General features: G+C 58.1%; 19 protein-coding genes. 8 read left to right on the top strand and 11 right to left on the bottom strand.

The genetic code is table 11. The annotated features are described in order from the left end of the window. Position 1: 1 nt before the first annotated feature. The 9 genes from hmeg3_RS01345 to andAc all read right to left on the bottom strand — a co-directional run bounded on the left by hmeg3_RS01345 (position 2) and on the right by andAc (position 8,461). A complete protein-coding gene (locus tag hmeg3_RS01345) occupies positions 2 to 865 on the bottom strand; it encodes an alpha/beta hydrolase (RefSeq protein WP_094562132.1) in 864 nt (287 codons plus the stop codon). Between the two features lie 53 nt (positions 866 to 918). Beyond that, complete coding sequence (locus hmeg3_RS01340; RefSeq protein WP_094562131.1) at positions 919 to 1,629, bottom strand: ABC transporter ATP-binding protein; 711 nt, start codon at positions 1,627 to 1,629, stop codon at positions 919 to 921. Beyond that, on the bottom strand, positions 1,626 to 2,438 hold the full coding sequence (locus hmeg3_RS01335; protein ID WP_094562130.1) for an ABC transporter ATP-binding protein: 813 nt from the start codon (positions 2,436 to 2,438) through the stop codon (positions 1,626 to 1,628). Before hmeg3_RS01335 ends, hmeg3_RS01340 begins: the two co-directional genes overlap by 4 nt. Next, positions 2,428 to 3,381 carry a branched-chain amino acid ABC transporter permease gene (locus hmeg3_RS01330; protein WP_094566074.1) on the bottom strand — a complete coding sequence of 318 codons (954 nt, stop codon included), beginning with the start codon at positions 3,379 to 3,381 and terminating at the stop codon, positions 2,428 to 2,430. The genes hmeg3_RS01335 and hmeg3_RS01330 overlap by 11 nt, the downstream gene beginning before the upstream one ends. A gap of 8 nt (positions 3,382 to 3,389) precedes the next feature. After that, positions 3,390 to 4,304: a branched-chain amino acid ABC transporter permease gene (locus hmeg3_RS01325; RefSeq protein WP_094562129.1), complete on the bottom strand. Its 915-nt coding sequence runs from the start codon at positions 4,302 to 4,304 to the stop codon at positions 3,390 to 3,392. 9 nt (positions 4,305 to 4,313) lie between these two features. Then, a complete protein-coding gene (locus hmeg3_RS01320; RefSeq protein WP_094562128.1) occupies positions 4,314 to 5,492 on the bottom strand; it encodes an ABC transporter substrate-binding protein in 1,179 nt (392 codons plus the stop codon). A 118-nt stretch (positions 5,493 to 5,610) separates the two neighbouring features. After that, positions 5,611 to 6,675: an anthranilate 1,2-dioxygenase ferredoxin subunit AndAb gene (gene andAb / locus hmeg3_RS01315; protein WP_094562127.1), complete on the bottom strand. Its 1,065-nt coding sequence runs from the start codon at positions 6,673 to 6,675 to the stop codon at positions 5,611 to 5,613. Positions 6,676 to 6,692: 17 nt separating this feature from the next. Then, the gene (gene andAd, locus hmeg3_RS01310) at positions 6,693 to 7,166 is read right to left on the bottom strand and encodes an anthranilate 1,2-dioxygenase small subunit AndAd (RefSeq protein ID WP_094562126.1); all 474 of its coding nucleotides are present in this window, start codon (positions 7,164 to 7,166) and stop codon (positions 6,693 to 6,695) included. Between the two features lie 14 nt (positions 7,167 to 7,180). Then, a complete protein-coding gene (gene andAc / locus hmeg3_RS01305) occupies positions 7,181 to 8,461 on the bottom strand; it encodes an anthranilate 1,2-dioxygenase large subunit AndAc (RefSeq protein WP_094562125.1) in 1,281 nt (426 codons plus the stop codon). A gap of 355 nt (positions 8,462 to 8,816) precedes the next feature. On the opposite strand from andAc, the gene hmeg3_RS01300 reads away from it, so the two are divergent. From hmeg3_RS01300 to pcaD, 4 genes are all read left to right on the top strand, one after another. After that, complete coding sequence (locus tag hmeg3_RS01300) at positions 8,817 to 9,971, top strand: muconate/chloromuconate family cycloisomerase (RefSeq protein WP_094562124.1); 1,155 nt, start codon at positions 8,817 to 8,819, stop codon at positions 9,969 to 9,971. Between the two features lie 33 nt (positions 9,972 to 10,004). After that, positions 10,005 to 10,295 carry a muconolactone Delta-isomerase gene (gene catC, locus hmeg3_RS01295; protein WP_094562123.1) on the top strand — a complete coding sequence of 97 codons (291 nt, stop codon included), beginning with the start codon at positions 10,005 to 10,007 and terminating at the stop codon, positions 10,293 to 10,295. A gap of 66 nt (positions 10,296 to 10,361) precedes the next feature. Continuing rightward, on the top strand, positions 10,362 to 11,273 hold the full coding sequence (gene catA, locus hmeg3_RS01290; RefSeq protein ID WP_094562122.1) for a catechol 1,2-dioxygenase: 912 nt from the start codon (positions 10,362 to 10,364) through the stop codon (positions 11,271 to 11,273). Positions 11,274 to 11,373: 100 nt separating this feature from the next. After that, complete coding sequence (gene pcaD, locus hmeg3_RS01285; RefSeq protein WP_094562121.1) at positions 11,374 to 12,150, top strand: 3-oxoadipate enol-lactonase; 777 nt, start codon at positions 11,374 to 11,376, stop codon at positions 12,148 to 12,150. 29 nt (positions 12,151 to 12,179) lie between these two features. Here pcaD and hmeg3_RS01280 read toward each other — a convergent pair whose 3' ends face one another. Then, entirely contained in the window at positions 12,180 to 13,085 is a 906-nt protein-coding gene (locus tag hmeg3_RS01280; protein ID WP_094562120.1) for a LysR family transcriptional regulator, read from the bottom strand. A gap of 558 nt (positions 13,086 to 13,643) precedes the next feature. Between hmeg3_RS01280 and hmeg3_RS01270 the strand changes: the two genes are divergently transcribed. The 3 genes from hmeg3_RS01270 (at position 13,644) to hmeg3_RS01260 (ending at position 17,621) form a co-directional block, all read left to right on the top strand. After that, positions 13,644 to 14,654 carry an AraC family transcriptional regulator gene (locus tag hmeg3_RS01270; protein ID WP_094562118.1) on the top strand — a complete coding sequence of 337 codons (1,011 nt, stop codon included), beginning with the start codon at positions 13,644 to 13,646 and terminating at the stop codon, positions 14,652 to 14,654. 271 nt (positions 14,655 to 14,925) lie between these two features. Beyond that, positions 14,926 to 16,158 (top strand): methyl-accepting chemotaxis protein, encoded by a 1,233-nt coding sequence (locus hmeg3_RS01265; RefSeq protein WP_094566073.1) that lies wholly within the window; start codon positions 14,926 to 14,928, stop codon positions 16,156 to 16,158. Positions 16,159 to 16,526: 368 nt separating this feature from the next. Next, complete coding sequence (locus tag hmeg3_RS01260) at positions 16,527 to 17,621, top strand: porin (protein ID WP_094566072.1); 1,095 nt, start codon at positions 16,527 to 16,529, stop codon at positions 17,619 to 17,621. A gap of 71 nt (positions 17,622 to 17,692) precedes the next feature. Here hmeg3_RS01260 and hmeg3_RS01255 read toward each other — a convergent pair whose 3' ends face one another. Beyond that, on the bottom strand, positions 17,693 to 18,859 hold the full coding sequence (locus hmeg3_RS01255) for a 4-hydroxybenzoate 3-monooxygenase (RefSeq protein WP_094562117.1): 1,167 nt from the start codon (positions 18,857 to 18,859) through the stop codon (positions 17,693 to 17,695). 129 nt (positions 18,860 to 18,988) lie between these two features. Here hmeg3_RS01255 and hmeg3_RS01250 point away from each other — a divergent pair, with 129 nt between their 5' ends. Beyond that, on the top strand, positions 18,989 to 19,909 hold the full coding sequence (locus tag hmeg3_RS01250; protein ID WP_094566071.1) for a helix-turn-helix domain-containing protein: 921 nt from the start codon (positions 18,989 to 18,991) through the stop codon (positions 19,907 to 19,909). Positions 19,910 to 20,044: the final 135 nt, after the last annotated feature.

Raw genomic sequence — 20,044 nt, 5'->3', positions numbered from 1 at the left:
TTTAGCGGAGAATTTCGCTGATGACCGCCTTGCACACCGGACTGTTCTCGTCCGCCAACGGCCACAACACCGTGTAATGATGTGTCGCCGGCACGACGTGATGCGCCACGACCTGCGGCCAGCAATTGGCGATGACGGCGGCCTGAATATGAAACTGTTCCGTCTCTTGCTCGCCGATGATGGTATGCACGCGCGTTGTTGACGGCCCCGCCATCAGTACCGGACTGAGCTGCTCTGCGCGCTGCACGTTCAGGCCAAGCGCCTTGTTCAGCGAGGTGGGAATCAGCGGCACCAGATCAAACAGGCCGCTGATGGCGAACACCGCTTGCACCGGCGCATCCTTGCCGGCGGCAGCAATGTCCGCTGCGATATAGGCCGCGAGATGACCACCGGCGGAGTGCCCCATCAGCGACAGCCGTGCGAGGTCAATATCGAGTTGATCTGCCATACCGCGAATGCGCGCCAGCAAGGCATGCACTTCTTCGGCCATCTGCTCGATGCTTGCCTGCGGCGCCAGCGAATAATTCATGACGGCGACGCTGATGCCGGCGCGTACGTAGGGCGCAGCGATGAAACCGATATCGCTCTTGTCGCCGCCTTGCCAGTAGCCGCCATGAATGAAGATCAGCAAGGGCAGTTTGGCCCCGGCAGCGCGATAGAAATCGAAACCTTGCAACGCCCCGTCTCCATAGGCGATATCAGCTTCGCTGAGCATCGGTTGGCGGATGGCGGCCGTAGCTTCTTGCCAGCCCTGCAAAACCTGAGGAAAATCCGGGAACGTGGCTTTAAGGTTGTAACCGGCTTCGCAATCCTGTTCGGCGCAAATGACGCGCAGCGCCTTGTCTGTCGATGTTCCTTGATTCATGCTGTTTTCCTGTACTGTTTTCTATGCTGCCGTACCGGGTTCAGTACGATGATTTACACGCTCAGATACCGGTCCCACAAATCCGGCTGCGCCGACAACTGTCTGGAATCGCCCTGCCAGACGACTTTACCTTTTTCAAGGATGGTGTGCTGGTCGGCAAAACCGATCAGGCGCTTGATGTATTTGTCGATGACGATGATCGTCAGGCCGTAGTCGCGCAAGGCCTTCAGGCACGACCAGATTTCTTCCCGCACCAGCGGCGCGAGACCTTCGGTAGCCTCATCCAAAATCAGCAAATGCGGATTGGTCATCAGCGCCCGGCCGATGGCGAGCATCTGCTGTTCGCCGCCGGAAAGCTGCGCACCGCCGTTAGTGCGGCGCTCTTTCAGACGCGGGAATTGCTGATAGATCTTTTCCAGCGTCCAGGGATTGTCGCGGCCGTTGCGGCGCGCTGCAAATGCGGACAGGTTTTCTTCGACACTGAGGTTCTTGAAAATCTGCCGCCCTTCCGGAACGATGGCAATGCCGCGCCGCGCGATGTTGTCGGCGCTCTGCGCATGAATCGGCTGGCCGCGGAACGACACCTCGCCGCCGGTCGGACGGTTCAATCCGAGGATGGTACGCAGCGTCGTGGTCTTGCCCATGCCGTTGCGGCCGAGCAGCGTGACAACTTCGCCTTCGTTGACGCGCATGTCGATGCCGAACAGCACCTGGCTGGAACCATAACCACCCGTCAGTCCGGATACTTCCAACAGTGTGCTCATTGTGTTTCCTCTTGCATTTCTTCCCCGTCCCTGTTCCCATCCTCTTCCTCCTCGCCGAGATAGGCCAGCTTGACTTCAGCGTTATTGCGAATCTCGTCCACGCTGCCGGTTGCCAATACAGCCCCCTGCACCAGCACGGTGATGCGGTCGGCCAATGCAAACACGGCGTCCATGTCATGCTCGACCAGTACGACGGTGAGTTCTTGCTTCAAGGACTGGATCAACGCAATCATCTCGCCGGATTCTTCATGCCCCATACCGGCCATCGGCTCGTCCATCAGCAGGACGCGCGGCTTGCAGGCGATGGCCAGACCGACATCCAGACGGCGGCGTGAGCCATGCGACAACTGCGACGACAATTGATGGGCGAACTTCTCCAGACCGACGCGACGCGCCACCGACAGGGCGGTGTCTTTTGCTTCTTTGTCCTGTGCGCTGCTGTGGAAGAAACCATAGCTGACATGTTGACGGCGCTGTACCGCGACTTGCAGGTTTTCCAGCACCGTCAGTTCGTCGAAGACGCTGGTGATCTGAAACGAACGCGCCAGCCCGGCGCTCACACGCGACTGTTCTGCACGCTCATGCATGGCTTCGCCGAACAGGAAGATTTCACCGGCATCCGCTGCCAGCGCACCGGACAACAGCGATAACAAAGTCGTCTTGCCGGCCCCGTTGGGGCCGATGATGGCATGGACGTGCCCGGCTGCGATGTCCAGCGTCACATCACGCGTGGCAGCGAGGCCGCCATAGCTTTTCTTCAGGCCTGTCACCAACAAGGCTGATGAATTTGACAACGTCTCATGCGCCATGTTGCTCTCCCTGCTTCAAGGACTTTCCGATGGTCATCAAGGAGCTGACACCACGCGGCGCCACCATCACCACCAGCAGCAAAATCAGGCCCACATAGATTTGCCAGTATTCGAAATGCGTCGACAGGATCTCTTCCAGCAACAGGAACACCGCTGCGCCGAGAATACCGCCGTAAAAGTAGCCGACGCCACCCAGCGCCACCATCACCAGCAGAATGCCGGACTGCGACCAATGCAGCAGCTTGGGGCTGGCGAACAGATTGCTCATGCCGATCAGGCTGCCGGCAATACCGGCGATCACGGCGGCAATGACGAATGCCGCCAGCTTGTAGCGCAAGGTCGGGTAGCCGATAGCCTGCGCGCGCCGTTCATTTTCACGCATGGCGTTAAGTGCAAGGCCGAAGCGCGATTTCAGCAGGCGCGCCAGCAGCACATGCACCACCAGCAGCCAGGTCAACACCAGCCAGTAGAAACCATTGTCGCCGCTGATATCGAGACCGAATCCGATCACCGGACGGCCGTTGATCTGAATACCGTCATCGCCGCCGTAATAGCGGAAGCCGACAAAGAAGTAATAGAACAGCTGCGCCAGCGCCATCGTGATCATGATGAAGTACACAGCGCGCGTACGCAGTGCGATGGCACCGATCATCAAACCCGCCAAAGCCGACACCAGGGCGGCGACCAGCCAGATGATCCAGGCGCTGGTCACGCCGTGGAAACTGGCAATTGCCGTCACATAAGCGCCGAGACCGAAGAACACGGCATGGCCGAAACTGACCATGCCACCGTAGCCGAGAATGAAGTTGAGACTGGAAGCCACGATCGCGAAAATCAGGATTCGCGTCAGCACACCGATGTAGTACTCCATCCCGGTGGCCTGCGCCAGCATCGGCAGCAGTACCGCCAGCACGATAAAAAACAGCAAAAGCAAACGTTGCATGGACATCCTCAGGAACGAGCAGGGAACAAACCGCTGGGACGCCAGAACAGCACCGCGATCATTACCAGATAAATCATCATCGAACCCAGCGCCGGACCGACCGATGCGGCCGCATCGGCGCTGAGAAAGAGTGCGAACAGCTGCGGCAGCAAACCGCGTCCGAGGGTATCGACCACACCAACGATCAGCGCACCGACCGCAGCGCCCGGCACCGAACCGATACCACCGATGACCACCACCACAAACGCCAGAATCAGCACGTCGTCGCCCATGCCGGCCTGCACCGCCACCAGAGGGCCGAGCATGATGCCGGCCAATGCCGCCAGCACCAGACCGAAGCTGAACACCAGGCGAAACAGCAGACGAATGTTGATCCCCATCGCGGTGACCATTTCCAGATTATTGGAACCGGCCCGTACCCACATGCCGAGCCGGGTACGATTGATCAGGAGATACAAGCCGATGGCGACCAGGATGCCCACCGCCATCACCAGCAAGCGGAAGCTGGAATAGGGCAGGCCGAACAGCATCACCGGACCGGCAAACGCGGCCGGCATGTTCAGCGGCAGCGGCTGCGGCCCCCAGATCATGCGCACGCCGTCGTTGAAGATCAGGATGAGCGCGAACGTCGCCAGCACGTGCACCATGTGATCCTTCTTGTAGAGCCGCCGGAACACCAGCCACTCCAACAGGAAGCCGATCGCGGCGGTCGCCGGCAGTGCCCCCAGCAAGCCCAGCCAGAACGAACCGGTAGCCCCTGCAATGTATGCCGCCAGATAGGCGCCGATCATGAAGAAGCTGCCGTGCGCCAGGTTGACGAAGTTCATCACGCCGAAGATCAGCGTCAATCCCGAAGCGATCAGGAACAGCATGACGCCGAACTGCAGGCTGTTGAGCACCTGCTCAAAAATCAGATTGGCCAAGATCGTCCCTTATTGCATCTTGCATTCGCCGACATAGGCGTCGACGTGATCGGTCATCAGTGTCTGCGTCATGTTGTTGACGTATTTGCCGTCAGCGGCTTTGGTGATCACGCGGGCATACTGATTCTGGATCGGATAGTGGTTGGCGGCGAACTTGAAACCGCCGCGCACCGACTTGAAGTTGGCGGCTTTGATGGCGGCGATCAATGCGTCGCGGTTTTCCACCTTGCCGCCGACTGCCTTGACGGCGCTGTCGATCAGCATGGCTGCGTCATAGGCCTGCGAGGAATACATCGACGGCTGATGGCCGTATTCCTTGACGAAGGCTGCGACGAATGCGCGATTCTGTTCGTTCGGCAAATCTGCCGACCATTGGCCGGTATTGGCGACACCGGCAAGCAGATCACCGTTGGAAAGCATCTGTTGATCCGCATCATAGGCAGGCATCACGCGCACGATCTTCGGATCCATGCCCGCAGCTGCATATTGCTTGACGAAGTTGACACCCATGCCGCCCGGCAGGAAGAAATACACGGCGTCGATATTGGCAGCGCGCAGTTGAGCGATTTCCGTCGCGAAATCCAACTGGCCGAGTTTAGGGAACAACTCGATTGCCGGTTCTTTTTTCAGAAAACGCTTGAAACCGGCTGAGGCATCTTTACCCGCAGGATAATTCGGTGCGATGACGGCAACGCGTTTGTAACCCTTGTCGGCCATCAGCTTGCCGGCAGCTTCGTGAGTGGCGTCATTCTGATAGCTGGCGCTGAAGAAATACGGCGAACAGCCTGCGCCTGCAAATTGTGCAGGGCCGGCATTGGCACTGATCACCACGGTCTTGCTGGCAAATGCCGCCGGTGCCACGGCCAGCAAAATGTTCGAATAGACAAAACCGGTGAGGATGTCGACCTTCTCGCGCTTGAGCAGGCGATCCGCACCTTGCTTGGCGGCGTCGGGGCTGAATTGATCGTCGACGGTAATGACTTCGGCACGCACACCGCCGAGCTTGCCGCCCAAGGTTTTCAACGCCAGCGTGAAGCCGTCGCGCTCGTCAACGCCGGGGGCGCTGGCCGGACCGCTCAGCGTGGTCAGAAAGCCGATCTTCACGACGTCCGCTGCCTGCGCGCTAAAACTGGCGCCGGTTGTCAGCGCCAGCAAAGCTGCACCTGCAATTGTTGTTATTCGATTCATGCCAAAACTCCCCATGGTGGATGAAAGATACAAGATACGTGATGAAACAAAAAAGCGGTCTTGCAAATGCGTTTGCGCGAAGCAGGCCGGCAATCCAGCTCAGAGATCTATCCCGGCATCAACTGCGGCTGTCGGCTTTCGACAAAAATGCATCTGCAAAAAAATCTGTTTCAGGCAACCCGCAACTGCCGGTGAAATCGCGTCGCGCAGATTCGACCACGACCGGTGCACCGCAGGCGTATACCTGGTATTGCTGCATATCGGGGATGTCTTGCATGACTGCCTGATGGACGAAACCTGTGCGCCCCGTCCAACCGGATACGCTGTCCGCCTCCGACAGCACCGGCACATAATCGAACCACGGCAGGCGTGCCGCCCAATCGCGGCACAGCGCATCCATGTACAGATCGGCCTGTCTGCGCCCTCCCCAATACAGACGCATCGGCCGGTTGTTGTTCTTGACGATTGCCTCTTCGACCAAGGCTTTGATCGGAGCAAATCCCGTGCCACTGGCCAGTAGAATGACAGGGCTCGCGCCATCACGCAAATAGAAATTACCGCCCGGCCCTTCGAGCTCCAGAATTTCTCCCTCCTGCAAGCCGCCGAAGACGCGGTCGGTAAACAACCCGCCCGGCAAATGCCGCACGTGCAGCTCCAGCACATCCTGACCGCCGGCAGCGTGCGTCGCCATCGAATAGCTGCGACGCTGGCCATCGCCAAGCAATACGTCGATGTATTGCCCTGCCTGATAGGTCAGCTCCGCACCATCGCAACGCAACTGCAGCACCGCCACATCCGGTGCAGCGCGTGTAATCCCATGAATTGTCGCCTGCATTTTTTGCACTGCAGGAACAGCCTCTTCCTGTGCAGCAGTGCCCATGCCGACTTCCACACGCCCTGCCACAACACGTACTGGAAAGCTGCGCACCGCTTCGGTCACCGGCGCGCATCGCGGCGCACCGCTGCGGATGTCAAACAATCCCTGATGCAGAGGACACTCGACGCAGCCGTCCTCCACATAGCCGTCGGACAGCTTGGCGTTACCGTGGGTGCAAAGGTCTTTCAGTGCAAACAATTCTTCGCCAAGACGAAACACGGCGACCGGCTGACCACCGGCCACCACGGGTGCAACCTCGCCGTCGCCAAAATCATCGGCATTGCCGACATCGAACCAATCACTCATGACACTTATCACCTTCCTCAGATCGGCGTGGCCAGCAAGGTCGGTACCCGCAACGTGTCATAGATCACGCGGCGGCTGGCGTAGCGCCAACCGGCGGCGGTCTTGACCACGCGATCAATGTAACGGCCGGCCTGATACACGAAGGACTCGCCGTTCTGCAAGGTCTGGATCACGACATAGCTCGATTCGGATTCGACGGTGCTGTCGTCGACTGACTTGAAGATCAGACCCGATGTCATATGACGATAGGTATGCTCTTCGTAGATGTTGGCGTGGCGCAGCGACAGCACGCGGTCGCGCAACATCTTCTTGCTGTCGCAATAAATGATGCCGATCGGCAGGCCCGCATCAGCGTTCTCGCGCGGGATGATTTCGTACAGGCAATCGTCGGTAAAAAACTCCGGCCACTCTTCCAGGCGATCGTTATCGAGTGCGTGGATATAGCTTTCCTGCAATTGGTGGAGTTCAAACCACAATGTCATTTTTTCCATCTTGTTTTCCTCGCTTACGCTTTCTCGATACTCTGGAAACCCATCAGCTTCTGATAGCCGAGCCAGAACTTGCGGATCAGGCTTTCGGTGATCAGCGTGTCTTCCTGATCGGGACTGTCTTTTGCCATGTCCATCACCGAGCAATCGTTGGGATCGCGGGCGGTGCCGCGCTGCACCAGTTCCGTCGCTTCGGTGTCTTCCATGGAGATGTAACCCGCCGGCCCGACCAGATTGGCCTGCTTGATGCGCAGCGCGCGCAACTCAGGCGTGTCGTCTGCATAACCGAAGAAGTGGAAGATCAGCTCGAAATTGCCCGGGCCTTTCGGCAGCAATTGACGCGCGACCAGCGTGTTATGAATCTGCTGCACCACCAGCTGCGGGAAGATCGGCTGAATGTGGTTGGTGGTCATTTCTTCGTACTCTTTGATCTGACCGAGTACGGATGGGTCTTCCAGCTGAAAACCCTCGTCGAAGGACCGAATCGCTTGCTGCTTGTAGGCGTCCGATGTCTCAGTCTCATTCTTGGTCGCCGTAATGATGCTGTGCAGGCCATGATGCTTGTCGGCGATCGAACGCGCCTTCATGCCCACGCGGAAAATATTGAACGTGGTGTGGAACAGATGCAGCAGGCTGGCGTGGTAGGGATCCTTGACGTTTTCCAGATACAGCTTCCAGTTCGACTTCGAATACTGGCGTGTGCAACCGAGATAAACGATAGGTTTGTGGAAGATGCGATCCAGCCATGGGCGCATTTCCGCCCCGATGTAGTCGGCCAGCGGCTCTACCGTCGCGCTGAAGCTGGCGAAGATCAGGCCGCGGTAGCTTTCCACCCGCAACTGGCGCAGGCCGTGGCATTTTGGATCGAAGTCCTTGGCCATGCCGGCTGCGCCTTTTTGACCGCGCCGGAACGGCACGCCCAGCAAGTTGCCGCGGGTATCAAAGCTCCATTGATGATAGGCGCAGCTATGTGAAGTCGCGTTGCCGCGCGGCGTGCGACAGACGATGGCGCCGCGGTGCGCGCACTTGTTGACCCATGCGGCCAGCTCGCCGTCTTCGGTGCGCGTGACGACAACCGGTGTATCGCCGACGAAGGTGCTTTTGTAATCGCCGTTGTTGGGGATCTCGGCTTCCAGCGCAAGAAAACTCCATGTCTCGCCGCGATAGATGCGTTCCTGCTCGAGGTCGTAGACTTCCTGCGAGCTGAACACCTTATAAGGAGTGCGCGAGCCATCCGTGCGCGGGAACTGCAGCAATGGCGCATAGCCTTCCTGCTCAAGCCGGGTTGTATTGTTCATGAAGCGTGTCCTCATCCTGGGTAAACACCGAGCCATACCTGACTCAGCAGATGCCCCATCATAGGGAAAGCAATTCCGGCACAATATCCGCCGTTTGCAAGCTTGGCCCTCTGCGCTATCCGTTTCTTGCACTGCTGCCCATGCATGCCCTTACCTGCCTGGGGAACATTCCTTGCAGGCCGTCCCGGCTATGCTATTTCACCCCACTTTTTTGTTGCACCGCACCGTCAGGAAGCTTCACGCTGATGATCGCCTGTTATACCCAGTAGGTATGCAAGGTATCGAAATTGGTCTTGGACATGACCACTGATTTGTTCCTATGATTCGGCAAACAACCTGAAACCGGATTTTTATCTTGAGCCTCTCACCGACTTCCATCGAAACCGTCGACGTCATCTTGCTCGATGTTCCGACCATCCGGCCGCATCGCCTGTCGATGACCACCATGCATCGCCAGACACTGGTGCTGGTGCGCATCACCGGCAACGATGGCGTGACGGGCTTGGGCGAGGCTACGACCATCGGCGGGCTGGCCTATGGAGAAGAAAGTCCGGAAAGCATCAAGGTCAACATCGACACTTACATGACACCTTTGCTGACAGGTAAGGATGCCAATCAGGTCGCCGCGCGCATGCAAATCCTGAACGACAACGTGCAGGGCAACCGCTTCGCCAAATGCGCCATCGAAACGGCGCTCTGCGATGCACTGGCGAAACGTCTGGGTGTACCGCTCAGCAGTCTGTTCGGCGGCCGCGTACGGTCGAGCTTACCGGTTGCCTGGACTTTGGCCAGTGGCGACACCGGACGCGATATTGAAGAAGCGGAAAAAATGCTGTCGCTGCGTCGGCATAACATTTTCAAACTGAAAATCGGCGCCCGCGCCGTACGCGATGACGCCGCCCATGTCGCGTCCATCAAGCGCGCCATCGGCGATCGCGGCAGCGTGCGCGTTGATGTCAACCAGGCCTGGAGCGAAGCGGATGCCATGCTCGGCATGCAGCTGCTGGAACAAGCGGGCGTCGATCTGGTGGAACAACCGATTGCCGCCGGCAATCTCGACGGCCTGCGCCGCCTGCGCGACAAGAATCGTATTCCGCTGATGGCCGACGAGACCTTGCATGGACCTGGCGATGCTTACAAAGTCGCGCAGTGCGGCGCGGCCGATGTGTTTGCGGTCAAGATCACGCAATCGGGCGGACTGACCGGCGCACAGCAGGTCGCCGCCATTGCTGCGGCAGCCAGTGTGGATTTGTATGGCGGCACGATGCTAGAGGGCGCAATCGGCACGATGGCTTCGGCACAATTGTTTTCGACGTTTTCGCATCTGGCGTGGGGCACCGAGTTGTTCGGCCCGCTGTTGCTGACGGAGGAGATTCTTACCGTACCGCTGCGCTACCGCGACTTTTCGCTGGAGCTGCCGGACGCACCCGGCCTCGGCATCTCGTTGGACGAAGACCGGGTGAATTTCCTGCGCCGCGACCGCAAAACCACGCTGGTATCGCTGGCCTGACCCCCTCACCTATTACACCAAGCAGGAGACAACATGCTGTTTAAAGTCACGATGGATGTACAACTGCCGCACACCATGCCCAAGGAAACCGCAGACGCGCTCAAGAGCCGCGAACGCGAACTGGCGCAGAGTCTGCAGCGCTCCGGAAAATGGCGTCATTTGTGGCGCGTGGTCGGACGTTACGCCAACGTCAGCATCTTTGATGTCGCCAGTTCGACGGAACTGCACGACCTGCTGCTGACCCTGCCGCTGTTTCCCTACATGAAAATCGAGGTCGAGGCGCTATGTCGTCATCCATCCTCGATTCATGAAGACGAACGTTGATATCGATACCCCCTCACAACTAAGCCGTACCAAGCCAACAGCCAATCAGAGACGAGAGAGACGAACATGGACAAGAAGACGATAGACGCCGTACTGCAGAAAATCGAAAGCACTGAAACCGGACAAGGAGACCCGCGTGTCAAAGAGATTGTTAACCGCATTGTGCGCGATCTTTTCCACACGATTGAAGAGCTTGATGTCCAACCTGAAGAATTTTGGTCTGCCGTTCATTATCTGACCGCTGCCGGACAATCCGGCGAATACGGCCTGATCGCCGCTGGCCTGGGTTTTGAACATTTCCTCGATCTGCGCATGGATGAAGCGGAAGCACGCCAGGGTATCGATGGCGGTACTCCGCGTACCATCGAAGGCCCGCTGTATGTCGCCGGTGCACCGGAGCAAAAGGGCTTTGCCCGCCTCGATCAGGATGAACAACCGGGCGAGACGCTGTTCATGCAAGGCCAGGTGCGCGACAAAGACGGCAAACCGCTCGCCCATGCGCTGGTGGAAGTCTGGCATGCCAATCATCTGGGCAGCTATTCCTTCTTCGATCCAAGTCAGACGCCGTTCAATCTGCGCAGCAGCATCCGCACCGACGCGGAAGGCCGTTATCGTTTCCGCAGCCGCGTACCCGTCGGTTACAGCGTTCCTCCGGGGGGCGCCACCGATCAGTTGCTGACCAAACTGGGACGCCACGGCACCCGTCCTGCGCATATCCACTTCTTCGTTTCTGCACCGGGGTATCGCAAGCTGACCACGCAGATCAACATCGCCGGCGATCCATACCTGTGGGATGACTTTGCGTTCGCCACGCGCGAAGGGCTGGTGCCGGAGATGACGCACATCACCGATGCTGCGGCAATCCGCAAACATGAAGTTGATGCACCGTTTTATTCCATCGACTTCGACTTCATGCTGCATGCCGAACAAGCCGATTTGCCAAAGGCGGAGATTCAGCGCGATCGCGCTGCTGCCTGAGCGATCACAAACACGATCTGTAGAGCATAAAATCATCTAACGTCGGGCCATGCCAATGCATGGCCTGATTTTTTTCACGATATAACACGCAGAAAAAGTCATGACGACGACGCAATCAGCATCCATGTCCTATACGCTGGAAGGCCCTCCGGAAGCGCCGGTCCTGATGTTTTCCAATTCGCTCGGTACGACCATGTCACTATGGGAAAGCCAGGCCCGCACTTTGCGCTCGCACTACCGGATCCTGCGCTATGACACGCGCGGCCACGGTGAAAGCCCAGGTGTCACTGCTGCCGACTCGTTGACGCTGGCGCAACTGGGTCAGGATGTCGTCGATCTGCTGGATCAGCTCAAACTGGACAAGGTGAATTTCTGCGGCATTTCCATGGGTGGCATCATCGGCTTGTGGCTGGGCATCTATGCCGCTGATCGCGTGCAACGTCTGGTCGTCGCCAATTCCGCTGCGAAGATAGGCAGCGAGGACGGCTGGTGCAGCAGAGCGGCGCAGATTACCGGGCATGGCATGGACGGCGTTGCTGACGGCGCCGCCGGACGCTGGTTCACACCGGAGTTCATCGCCCGTGCGCCGATACTCGTGGATGCCATGGTGGGCGATTTGCGGCATTGTTCACCGCGTGGCTATGCTGCTTGCTGCATGGCCCTGGCCGATGCCGACCTGCGTGAAGAGGTCGTTCGCATCGAAGCACCGACGCTGATCGTGGCCGGCCGCCATGATCCGGTGACGACGGTTTCCGATGCGCGGTTTTTGCAAGAAAGAATCGCCGATGCCGACTATCTGGAACTGGCTGCCTCGCATTTATCCAACGTAGAAGCGAGCGATGCTTTCACTGCCGGTCTGATGAAGTTCCTGGCCTGACTATTTCAACGCCGACTAAACGCCAATCATTATTCGCCGTCATGCGGCATGTTTTGTTGAACAATATGCGCCGCAGTAGCGCGCAATTTTTCCAGCAGGGTGGAACGATCGCTGGCGCGGAAATTCATGATGACGGGCGAGAAAACGCCCTTGTTCGCCAATGGCCGATAGACGACATCGGCACGATGCAAACCCTGCACCGAGCGTGGCACCAGCGCTACGCCGACGCCGGCGGCAACCAGGCCGATGGCGGTCTGCATCTCGTTGGCTTCCTTGACGATGGTCGGTTTCAGGCCGCGGCTGGCGAAGATCTCCAGCACCTGATCGGCGTAGCTGGGACGTGGTCTGGCGGGATAGAGAATGAATTTTTCTTCGGCCAGTTGAGCCAGTCCGACCTTGGTCTTTTTGAGCAGATGATGGCCCAGCGGGAAGACCGCCATCAGCGGCTCTTCGATGATGGTTTCGCACACGATGTCGGGATCGCTGATCGGCAGGCGGCCGAAGCCGACGTCAATCCGGCCGGACTTCAGCGCTTCGACCTGCTCCATGGTCATGATTTCAGAGAAGCCGATCTCGATTTCCGGCAAGTCGGCGCGGAAGCGCTTGATCAGCTCCGGCAACAGCCCGTATAGCGCGGAGGGAACAAAGCCGATATTGAACCAATGCTGTTGCCCTTTGGCGATGCGCCGCGTGCCTTCCTCGATCTGATCGAGCCGGGACAATACCTGCACGGTCTGCTCGTAGAAGAATTTTCCGGCCATGGTCAACGCAATCGGACGCGACGCACGGTCGATCAGTTCCGCGCCGACGAGCTCTTCCAGTTGGCGTATCTGCCGGCTCAGCGGCGGCTGGGCAATGTGCAGCAGCTCGGCAGCCCGGCTGAAACTGAGCGTGCTGGCGACTGCGTTGAAATACTTGAGATGGCGAAGTTCCAATATACCTCCGGAGCATACAGTGATGCCGATTTGATATTGTACGTTTTACCAGCCCGCGCATAAAATCTAAAACGCTGCGTTGATAACAATAAGACCCTCAAGACAGCTATGATCGAGAAGACCGCACAATGCGGCACAAGATAATGCAGGGCAATGCAAAGCAGGACAAGGCCATTCCAACCGTGCAAGGACAGCGCAACGACGCTGACGGTGTTTTGCAGAATGCCTTCAAAAAAATCATTCAGGAGACAAGCATGAAGAAACATCTTTCCGTTCCACGCACAGGCCTGCATCCCGGCAACAATCCCGCGTATGCGCCCTATCCGCGCACGAGCACCGAAAAATTCGGGCACGAAAATTGCTGACAGTTGGCTGATTGTGGATTGACTGTCGCTTGATTTTTACGCAGTCAATTGGGGGTGTGCACTGGTATCCGCCTTCAGTCCATTCGTTGTTTTTCCCGAATCAGGTGTGGAAAATTTCCCGCCGGCGGTTCGGCAACACCCGGTCTCTATCGTCCTCCCATCCCACTCGGCGGGACATCGTTAAGAGGTTAACATGCAGAACATAAGCCAATCGCTCAGCCTGGCGCCGCTCTATCGGCATCGTGTCTTTCAGTCGACAAGGAAGGTGGATTGCCACGCGCAGGTCGCCAATGAATTGTCGGAACATGATTTGTTCTGGAAGGGTGATGATGTCGATACGGTGCTCTTCAAGGCGGCGATCCAGCAGTTGCAGATCTTCATGTTGAAGTACGGTGCCGAGGTGATCGTGCGGCCGCGCCTGTTCAATGGTTTCGCGCTGGTCCACATGACCCTGAGCGGCACTGCCGAAATTGAATCCGACGGACAAAAAGTGTGCATCCCGCAAGGCAAGACCGCGCTGATTGCACCAAAACGGAATTTGCGTCTGTGGTGGCAGGCCGGTTCGGAACAACTGATCCTGAAAGTACCGCTGGCCTTGTTTGAAGAGCTCAGCGCGCAGGGACAAGCCGGTCCGGCGAACATGCCATCGCTGTTCTTGCTGCCTGAACAAGCCATCCCGCATTGGGATCTGCTGATCCAGTCGCTGGTGCGCGTGCTGGCGCTGCCGGGACAAAACGACGGCCACGGCGCATGGATCAATCATTTCGAACGTGGTGCGGCGCAGTTCCTGCTGTCACAACTCACAAGCACCTTTACCGCCGGCCCGACTGCCGCCGGTATCGCTGCCGACGAATCGGCGGAAGGGCTGGTTGGCGCCGGCAAGCTGCAACGCCTGGACATGCTGGAGAAGTACATCCGTACGCGCCTGTGCGCACCACTGGCGCTGGCCGATCTGGCCAACGCCGCCGGCGTCAGCGTACGCGCTCTCAACGCCTTGTGCCATCAACATCATGGCGTCGCACCAATGGATCTGCTGCGCAACATCCGGCTCGACGCCGCACGAGAACGCCTGCTCACGCATCCCGGCGCGAATATCACCGACACCGCCTTCGAGTTCGGCTTCGGCCATCTGGGCCGTTTTTCGGCGTATTACCGTGAACGTTTCGGCGAGCTGCCCAAGCAAACGCGCGGCTGCGCACGCTGATACGTCTTCTCTCTCATTCTTGAAAACGGCATCGGAAGATGCCATTTTTTTCGCGCATTCACACCGCTATCGGTTCCTATTTATCTGCCTGCCTCCGGCGTCGCAAGATTCGGATAAAGCGCAGGCGCGCATCTGCAAACGCCGGATATTTCTTTCATCCGGCACTCTCTATGATCAGCGCGAGGATACTCCCCACGCATCGTCCATGAAGACGCGAGATCTCACCTCGCCCATGGAAGACAACCGATCAGACAACAACGGAAACACCGCGATGCATAATTATTTTCGCTCCATCCAGTTCAAGGTGACCCTGGCGTTTGCGCTGTTGACGCTGATCCTGCTCTGCCTCGGCGCATCCGCCATTGTCGTCACGCATACTTTGGCGGCCGACGCGAAAGCCGGCCATGGCAGGGAGCTTGCAGCGCTGATGCATTGGATCGCCGGTGCATGCATGATTGCCGGCGCGATCATCGCATTGATCGCAGCACGCCATCTGATCACCGTCGTCTGCGGCGGCTTGCATCGTCAGACCGGCAAGTTTGGCGAGATGGCGTCTTTCCTCGATTTTTCCAAACGGTCGGCCAGTCCGCGCAAAGACGAATTCGGCACGTCGGCGCGCGCCTTTGACGGTTTTCTCCAACGGGTGGAAGACGTCGTGGTCGGCGTCGTCAATGCCACGGCTTCGGTCGCCACGGCAACACGCGAGATCGCAGCAGGCAATATGGATCTGTCGATCCGTACCGAACAACAAGCCGCCTCGCTGGAACAAACCGCGCACAGCATGCGGCAACTCACCGAGGCCATCCGCAGCAACACCGACAACGCCTTGCGCGCCAACACGCTCGCGGATGGCGCGAATACGCTGGCGCTATCCGGCAGCAAGTCGATGCAAACCATGAGCGAAACCATCGGCAGGCTTGATGAAAGCTCCAAACAGATTTCCGAGATCACGGCGCTGATTGATGGCATCGCATTCCAGACCAACATTCTGGCGCTCAATGCTGCCGTCGAGGCGGCACGCGCCGGTGCACAAGGACGCGGATTTGCGGTGGTCGCCAGTGAGGTACGTAGTCTGGCACACCGGTCTTCTGCCGCAGCGAAGGAGATCAAAGTACTGATCGATGCCTCCGTCAGCATGGTGCAGGACGGTCTGCATCAGGCACATGAAGTCAGGAGCACGGTCGAGAAGGTGCAGCAATCGATCAGCGCCGTCTCCGACATCGTCAATGCCATCAGCGCAGGATCGGTCGAGCAGCGGCACGGGATTGAAAAGATCAGCGCCGCCATTGCACAGATGGATCAGAGTACACAGCAAAATGCAGCCATGGTGGAGCAAGTCGCTGCGGCTGCACAGTCTCTGGAAGAACAAGCCGGTCGGCTCAACTATTCGGTGTCGGCATTCAAGGTCTCCAACACGCGCTTGCGTCAGGGTGAGCAGACATCCGTTAAACCCAAGGCATCCATTGCATCGGCTGTACCGGTCGCGCTGCTGACAACGAGCTGATTGAGCACGCCACCGCGCTATAACCTTCTTCTTTTTGCACCAGAAAAATCCAATTCTGCACCGCGATGCACCGGCGGCAGAACGCGCGTAAAAAACGGATAGTGGCACGCGCCTAACGTGCAAGCGCCGGATATTTTTCATCTCTCCCTTTATCTAAGATCGCTTCGACAAGAGACAACACTGCGCAGCCAGGTCGCGCAAGAAAAACAAGAATCCTTGCATAACACTGCATCGGCACAAGGAGACGAAGGCCGACCGATGCATAGCGACGGCGTGGTCATCGCAGGCAGGGAAATGAACTACCGCCTGCGATATCGACAGCTGCGCCGACATATTGATTCTGCAATTTCATTTGAATGGGGAAGATCATGAACAAGTTAGTCTGCAGCACCCTGGCTCTGCTTGGCGCGGCGTGCTCGCATCAGGCGATGGCGCAAAGCCAGGTGACGATTTACGGCATCATCGACACGGGAGTTGTCTACACAACCAACGCCAATGCCGCCGGCAATTCCGCATTGAAAATGCCTTCGCTCACGGCATCGTTTCCATCGCGTCTGGGTTTCAAGGGCACGGAAGATCTGGGCGGTGGCCTGCAAGCGATGTTTGTACTGGAGTCCGGCTTTGCCGTCGACACCGGCGGCATGGGACAAGGCAATCGCCTGTTCGGCCGTCAATCCTTCATCGGCTTGAAAAATAACTACGGCACCATCATGCTGGGCCGCCAGGTCAACATGACCTACCTGGTCACCGCCAAGTCGGACGTCATGGGCCCGAATATCTTTTCGATCAGCAGCATCGATTCGTACATTCCGAATGCACGCAGCGACAATGCCATCGGCTATCTCGGCACCTTCTCGGGCGTGACGGTCGGCGCGACCTATAGCTTCGGCCGCGATACCTCCACTGCCGGCGGCGCCAGCGCCACCAGCTGCGCGGGCGAAGTTGCCGGCAATGCGAAAGCCTGCCGCCAGGTCACTGCGATGCTTGCCTATGACAGCCAGAGCTTCGGCGTGTCGAGCTCGTACGACATCATGTATGGCAACACCGGCGCATCAAACGGCCTCACCAGCAGCGACAACACCGATCAGCGCGTGACCCTGAATGGCTATGCCATGCTGGGCAGCACCAAGATCGGCATGGGCGTGATGGATCGCAAGACGCGTGCGGCAGCAGCGGTCAACACCAATTCAGATTTGTACTATCTGGGATTCTCTTATCCGATCAGCACGGCGCTGGTGCTGGACGCGCAGGTTGCCAAGTTGAACATCAAGGGCTCGGCCAACAAATCCACGCTGTCGGTAGCACGCCTGACCTACAACCTGTCCAAGCGTACTGCGCTATATACGTCGCTTGGCTATATGAAGAACGCCGGCACAGCGGCAATCCCTCTGGATGTCGGCGGCACCGTCGGCACCGGCATGAATCAGTTCGGTGTGATGACTGGCGTCCGCCACACCTTCTGATGTGTTGAAGTCCCTCTGTCTTGAGGTGGCGGCGCATGCACGAGTGATCGTGCATGCGCCGTTTTTTTTACTTAAAACGCGCCGACGTAATTTTCCGCCAATGCCGTCGATAAGGCGCGTGAATTGACCACGTTCTCCAGTTCGGCGCGCTGGATCTGTTGCTGAAACGGCGAGGCATCGTCAAAGGTGTGCAACATGCTGGTCATCCACCACGAGAAGTACTCTGCGCGCCATACGCGCTTGAGTGCTGTTTCCGTATAGACGTTGAGCTTGTCGCTGCTGCCCTTCTTGTAGAAATCATCCAGCGCACGCGACAGCACCTTCACATCGCCGACGGCCAGGTTCATGCCCTTGGCGCCGGTCGGCGGCACGATGTGCGCCGCATCGCCTGCCAGGAACAGACGGCCGTACTGCATCGGCGTCGACACGAAGCTGCGCATGCCGATGATGCCTTTCTGAAAAATCTTGCCTTCCTTGAGACGCCAGCCGTCGCTGCTTTCCAGCCGGGTATGCAGCTCGCTCCAGATACGATCGTCGGACCAGTTATTGACGTCGTCTTTCGGATCGCATTGAAAGTACAGGCGTTGCACCGTCGGCGAGCGTGTACTGACCAGGGCAAAGCCGCGCTCGTGCTGCGCATAGATCAGCTCATCCGACGAAGGTGCCGACTCCACCAGGATGCCGAACCAGCCGAATGGATAGATGCGCTGATAATCCTGGCGCACGCCTTCCGGAATCTGCGGACGCGACACGCCATGAAAGCCATCGCAGCCGATCACGAAATCGGCCTGCAATTGCTGCGGCTGTCCGCCATGCATGAAGCTGACCGATGGCGTCTCGCTCTGCACATCCTTCAGCACGACCTCACTGACTTCGAAGAGCAGTTGACCTTGTGCCGCCAGACGCGCCGCGACCAGATCCTTGATGACTTCATGTTGCGCATAGACGGTAATGGCGCTGCCGGTCAGTTCGGTCAGATCGATGCGGTGACGGCGGCCACCGAAAGCCAGTTCGATGCCGTGATGCAAAGCGCCTTCCTTGCGCATGCGTTCGCCGACGCCGGATTGGGTCAGGATATCCATGGTGCCCTGCTCCAGTACGCCGGCGCGAATCGTCGCTTCGATATCGGCACGGCTGCGGCTTTCCACCACGACGGACTCGATACCTTGCAGATGCAATAAATGGGACAACAGCAAACCGGCCGGACCGGCGCCGATGATGGCGACTTGGGTGCGCATGGCATATCTCCGAAAGTAATAATTTTTTATATGCCTGCATCGTAGTCCGCGATACGCCGGGAAAGAATGGATGAATTTTGAAATTACTTGTACTATTTTGACACTCACAATTTTGACGACGGTATCCGCATGGCAACCAGAAAGCCAGCAACACGCGCAAGTGAAGTCCCGCAATTCTCTCTGTACGGCGAGGCTGTGCGCAGTGAAGGTGCGGAGTTTGTGCACATCGAGTTGATCGAGACGCGCAGCCGCATCCACGACTGGCATATCGCACGGCATACGCACCGAGGTCTTTTTCAGGTACTTTTTTTAATGTCCGGCCATGTGCGCGCCGAGGTCGAGGATGAAGTCTGGGAACGCGATGGCCCGGTCGTCATCACCTTGCATCCGTCGGTCGAACACGGCTTCGACTTCTCGGAAGAAGCGGTCGGCTTTGTGCTGACGGTGGACCAGAATGTGGTGTTTTCAGTCGGCGAGAGCAAGGACGCCGGGTTGCACAGCGACATCTTTTCAGCACTGTTTTTGCAGCCGCTGGCGATCGATCTGTCGGGCGTGCCGGAGATCCGCGAACGTCTCGACGCTATCCTGCGCCATCTCATCGCCGAGTCGGCATGGCCGCTGTTCGGCCACACGCTGATGCTGGAATGGCTGGCGCGCAGCGTGCTGCTGTTGCTGGTGCGGCTGGAGGCGGATCATCGCTCGGCGGATCTGTCGGGGCGCAACGACTTTGAATTGTTCAGCCGCTTCCGTACGCTGGTGGAGGCGCATTACAAGGAGCAATGGCTGGTCGGGGCGTATGCGGATCAGTTGCATGTAACGCCGAGCCGCCTGAATCGCTTGTGCCTGAAGCTGGCGGGACAGTCGGCGTTTGATATGACGCAGCACAGACTGATGCTGGAGGCTTGCCGCAAGCTGACGTATGTACCGTCCAGCGTGGCGACGATTGCTTATGAGCTGGGGTTTCAGGATCCGGCTTATTTCAGCCGGTTGTTCAAGCGGCATGTGGGGGTGTCGCCGAAGGAGTTTCGTAGTGAGAGTTTGAAGGGGTGAGAGGTGTTTTTTTGTGGTGGCTTGCTGTGGCTTGCTGTGTTTTGTTCCGACTGGCCGGGTTAGGTAGCTTCGATTTTCTTTCTTCGATCAACCTTGCCGGGGGTAGCCCGGCGGCTACTCACTTTCTTTGTCTCG

This window comes from Herbaspirillum sp. meg3 (assembly GCF_002257565.1).
GTDB lineage: Bacteria > Pseudomonadota > Gammaproteobacteria > Burkholderiales > Burkholderiaceae_D > Herbaspirillum.
The sequence above is the reverse complement of the archived record's forward strand: the minus strand, read 5'-3'. Positions and strand labels throughout refer to the sequence as shown.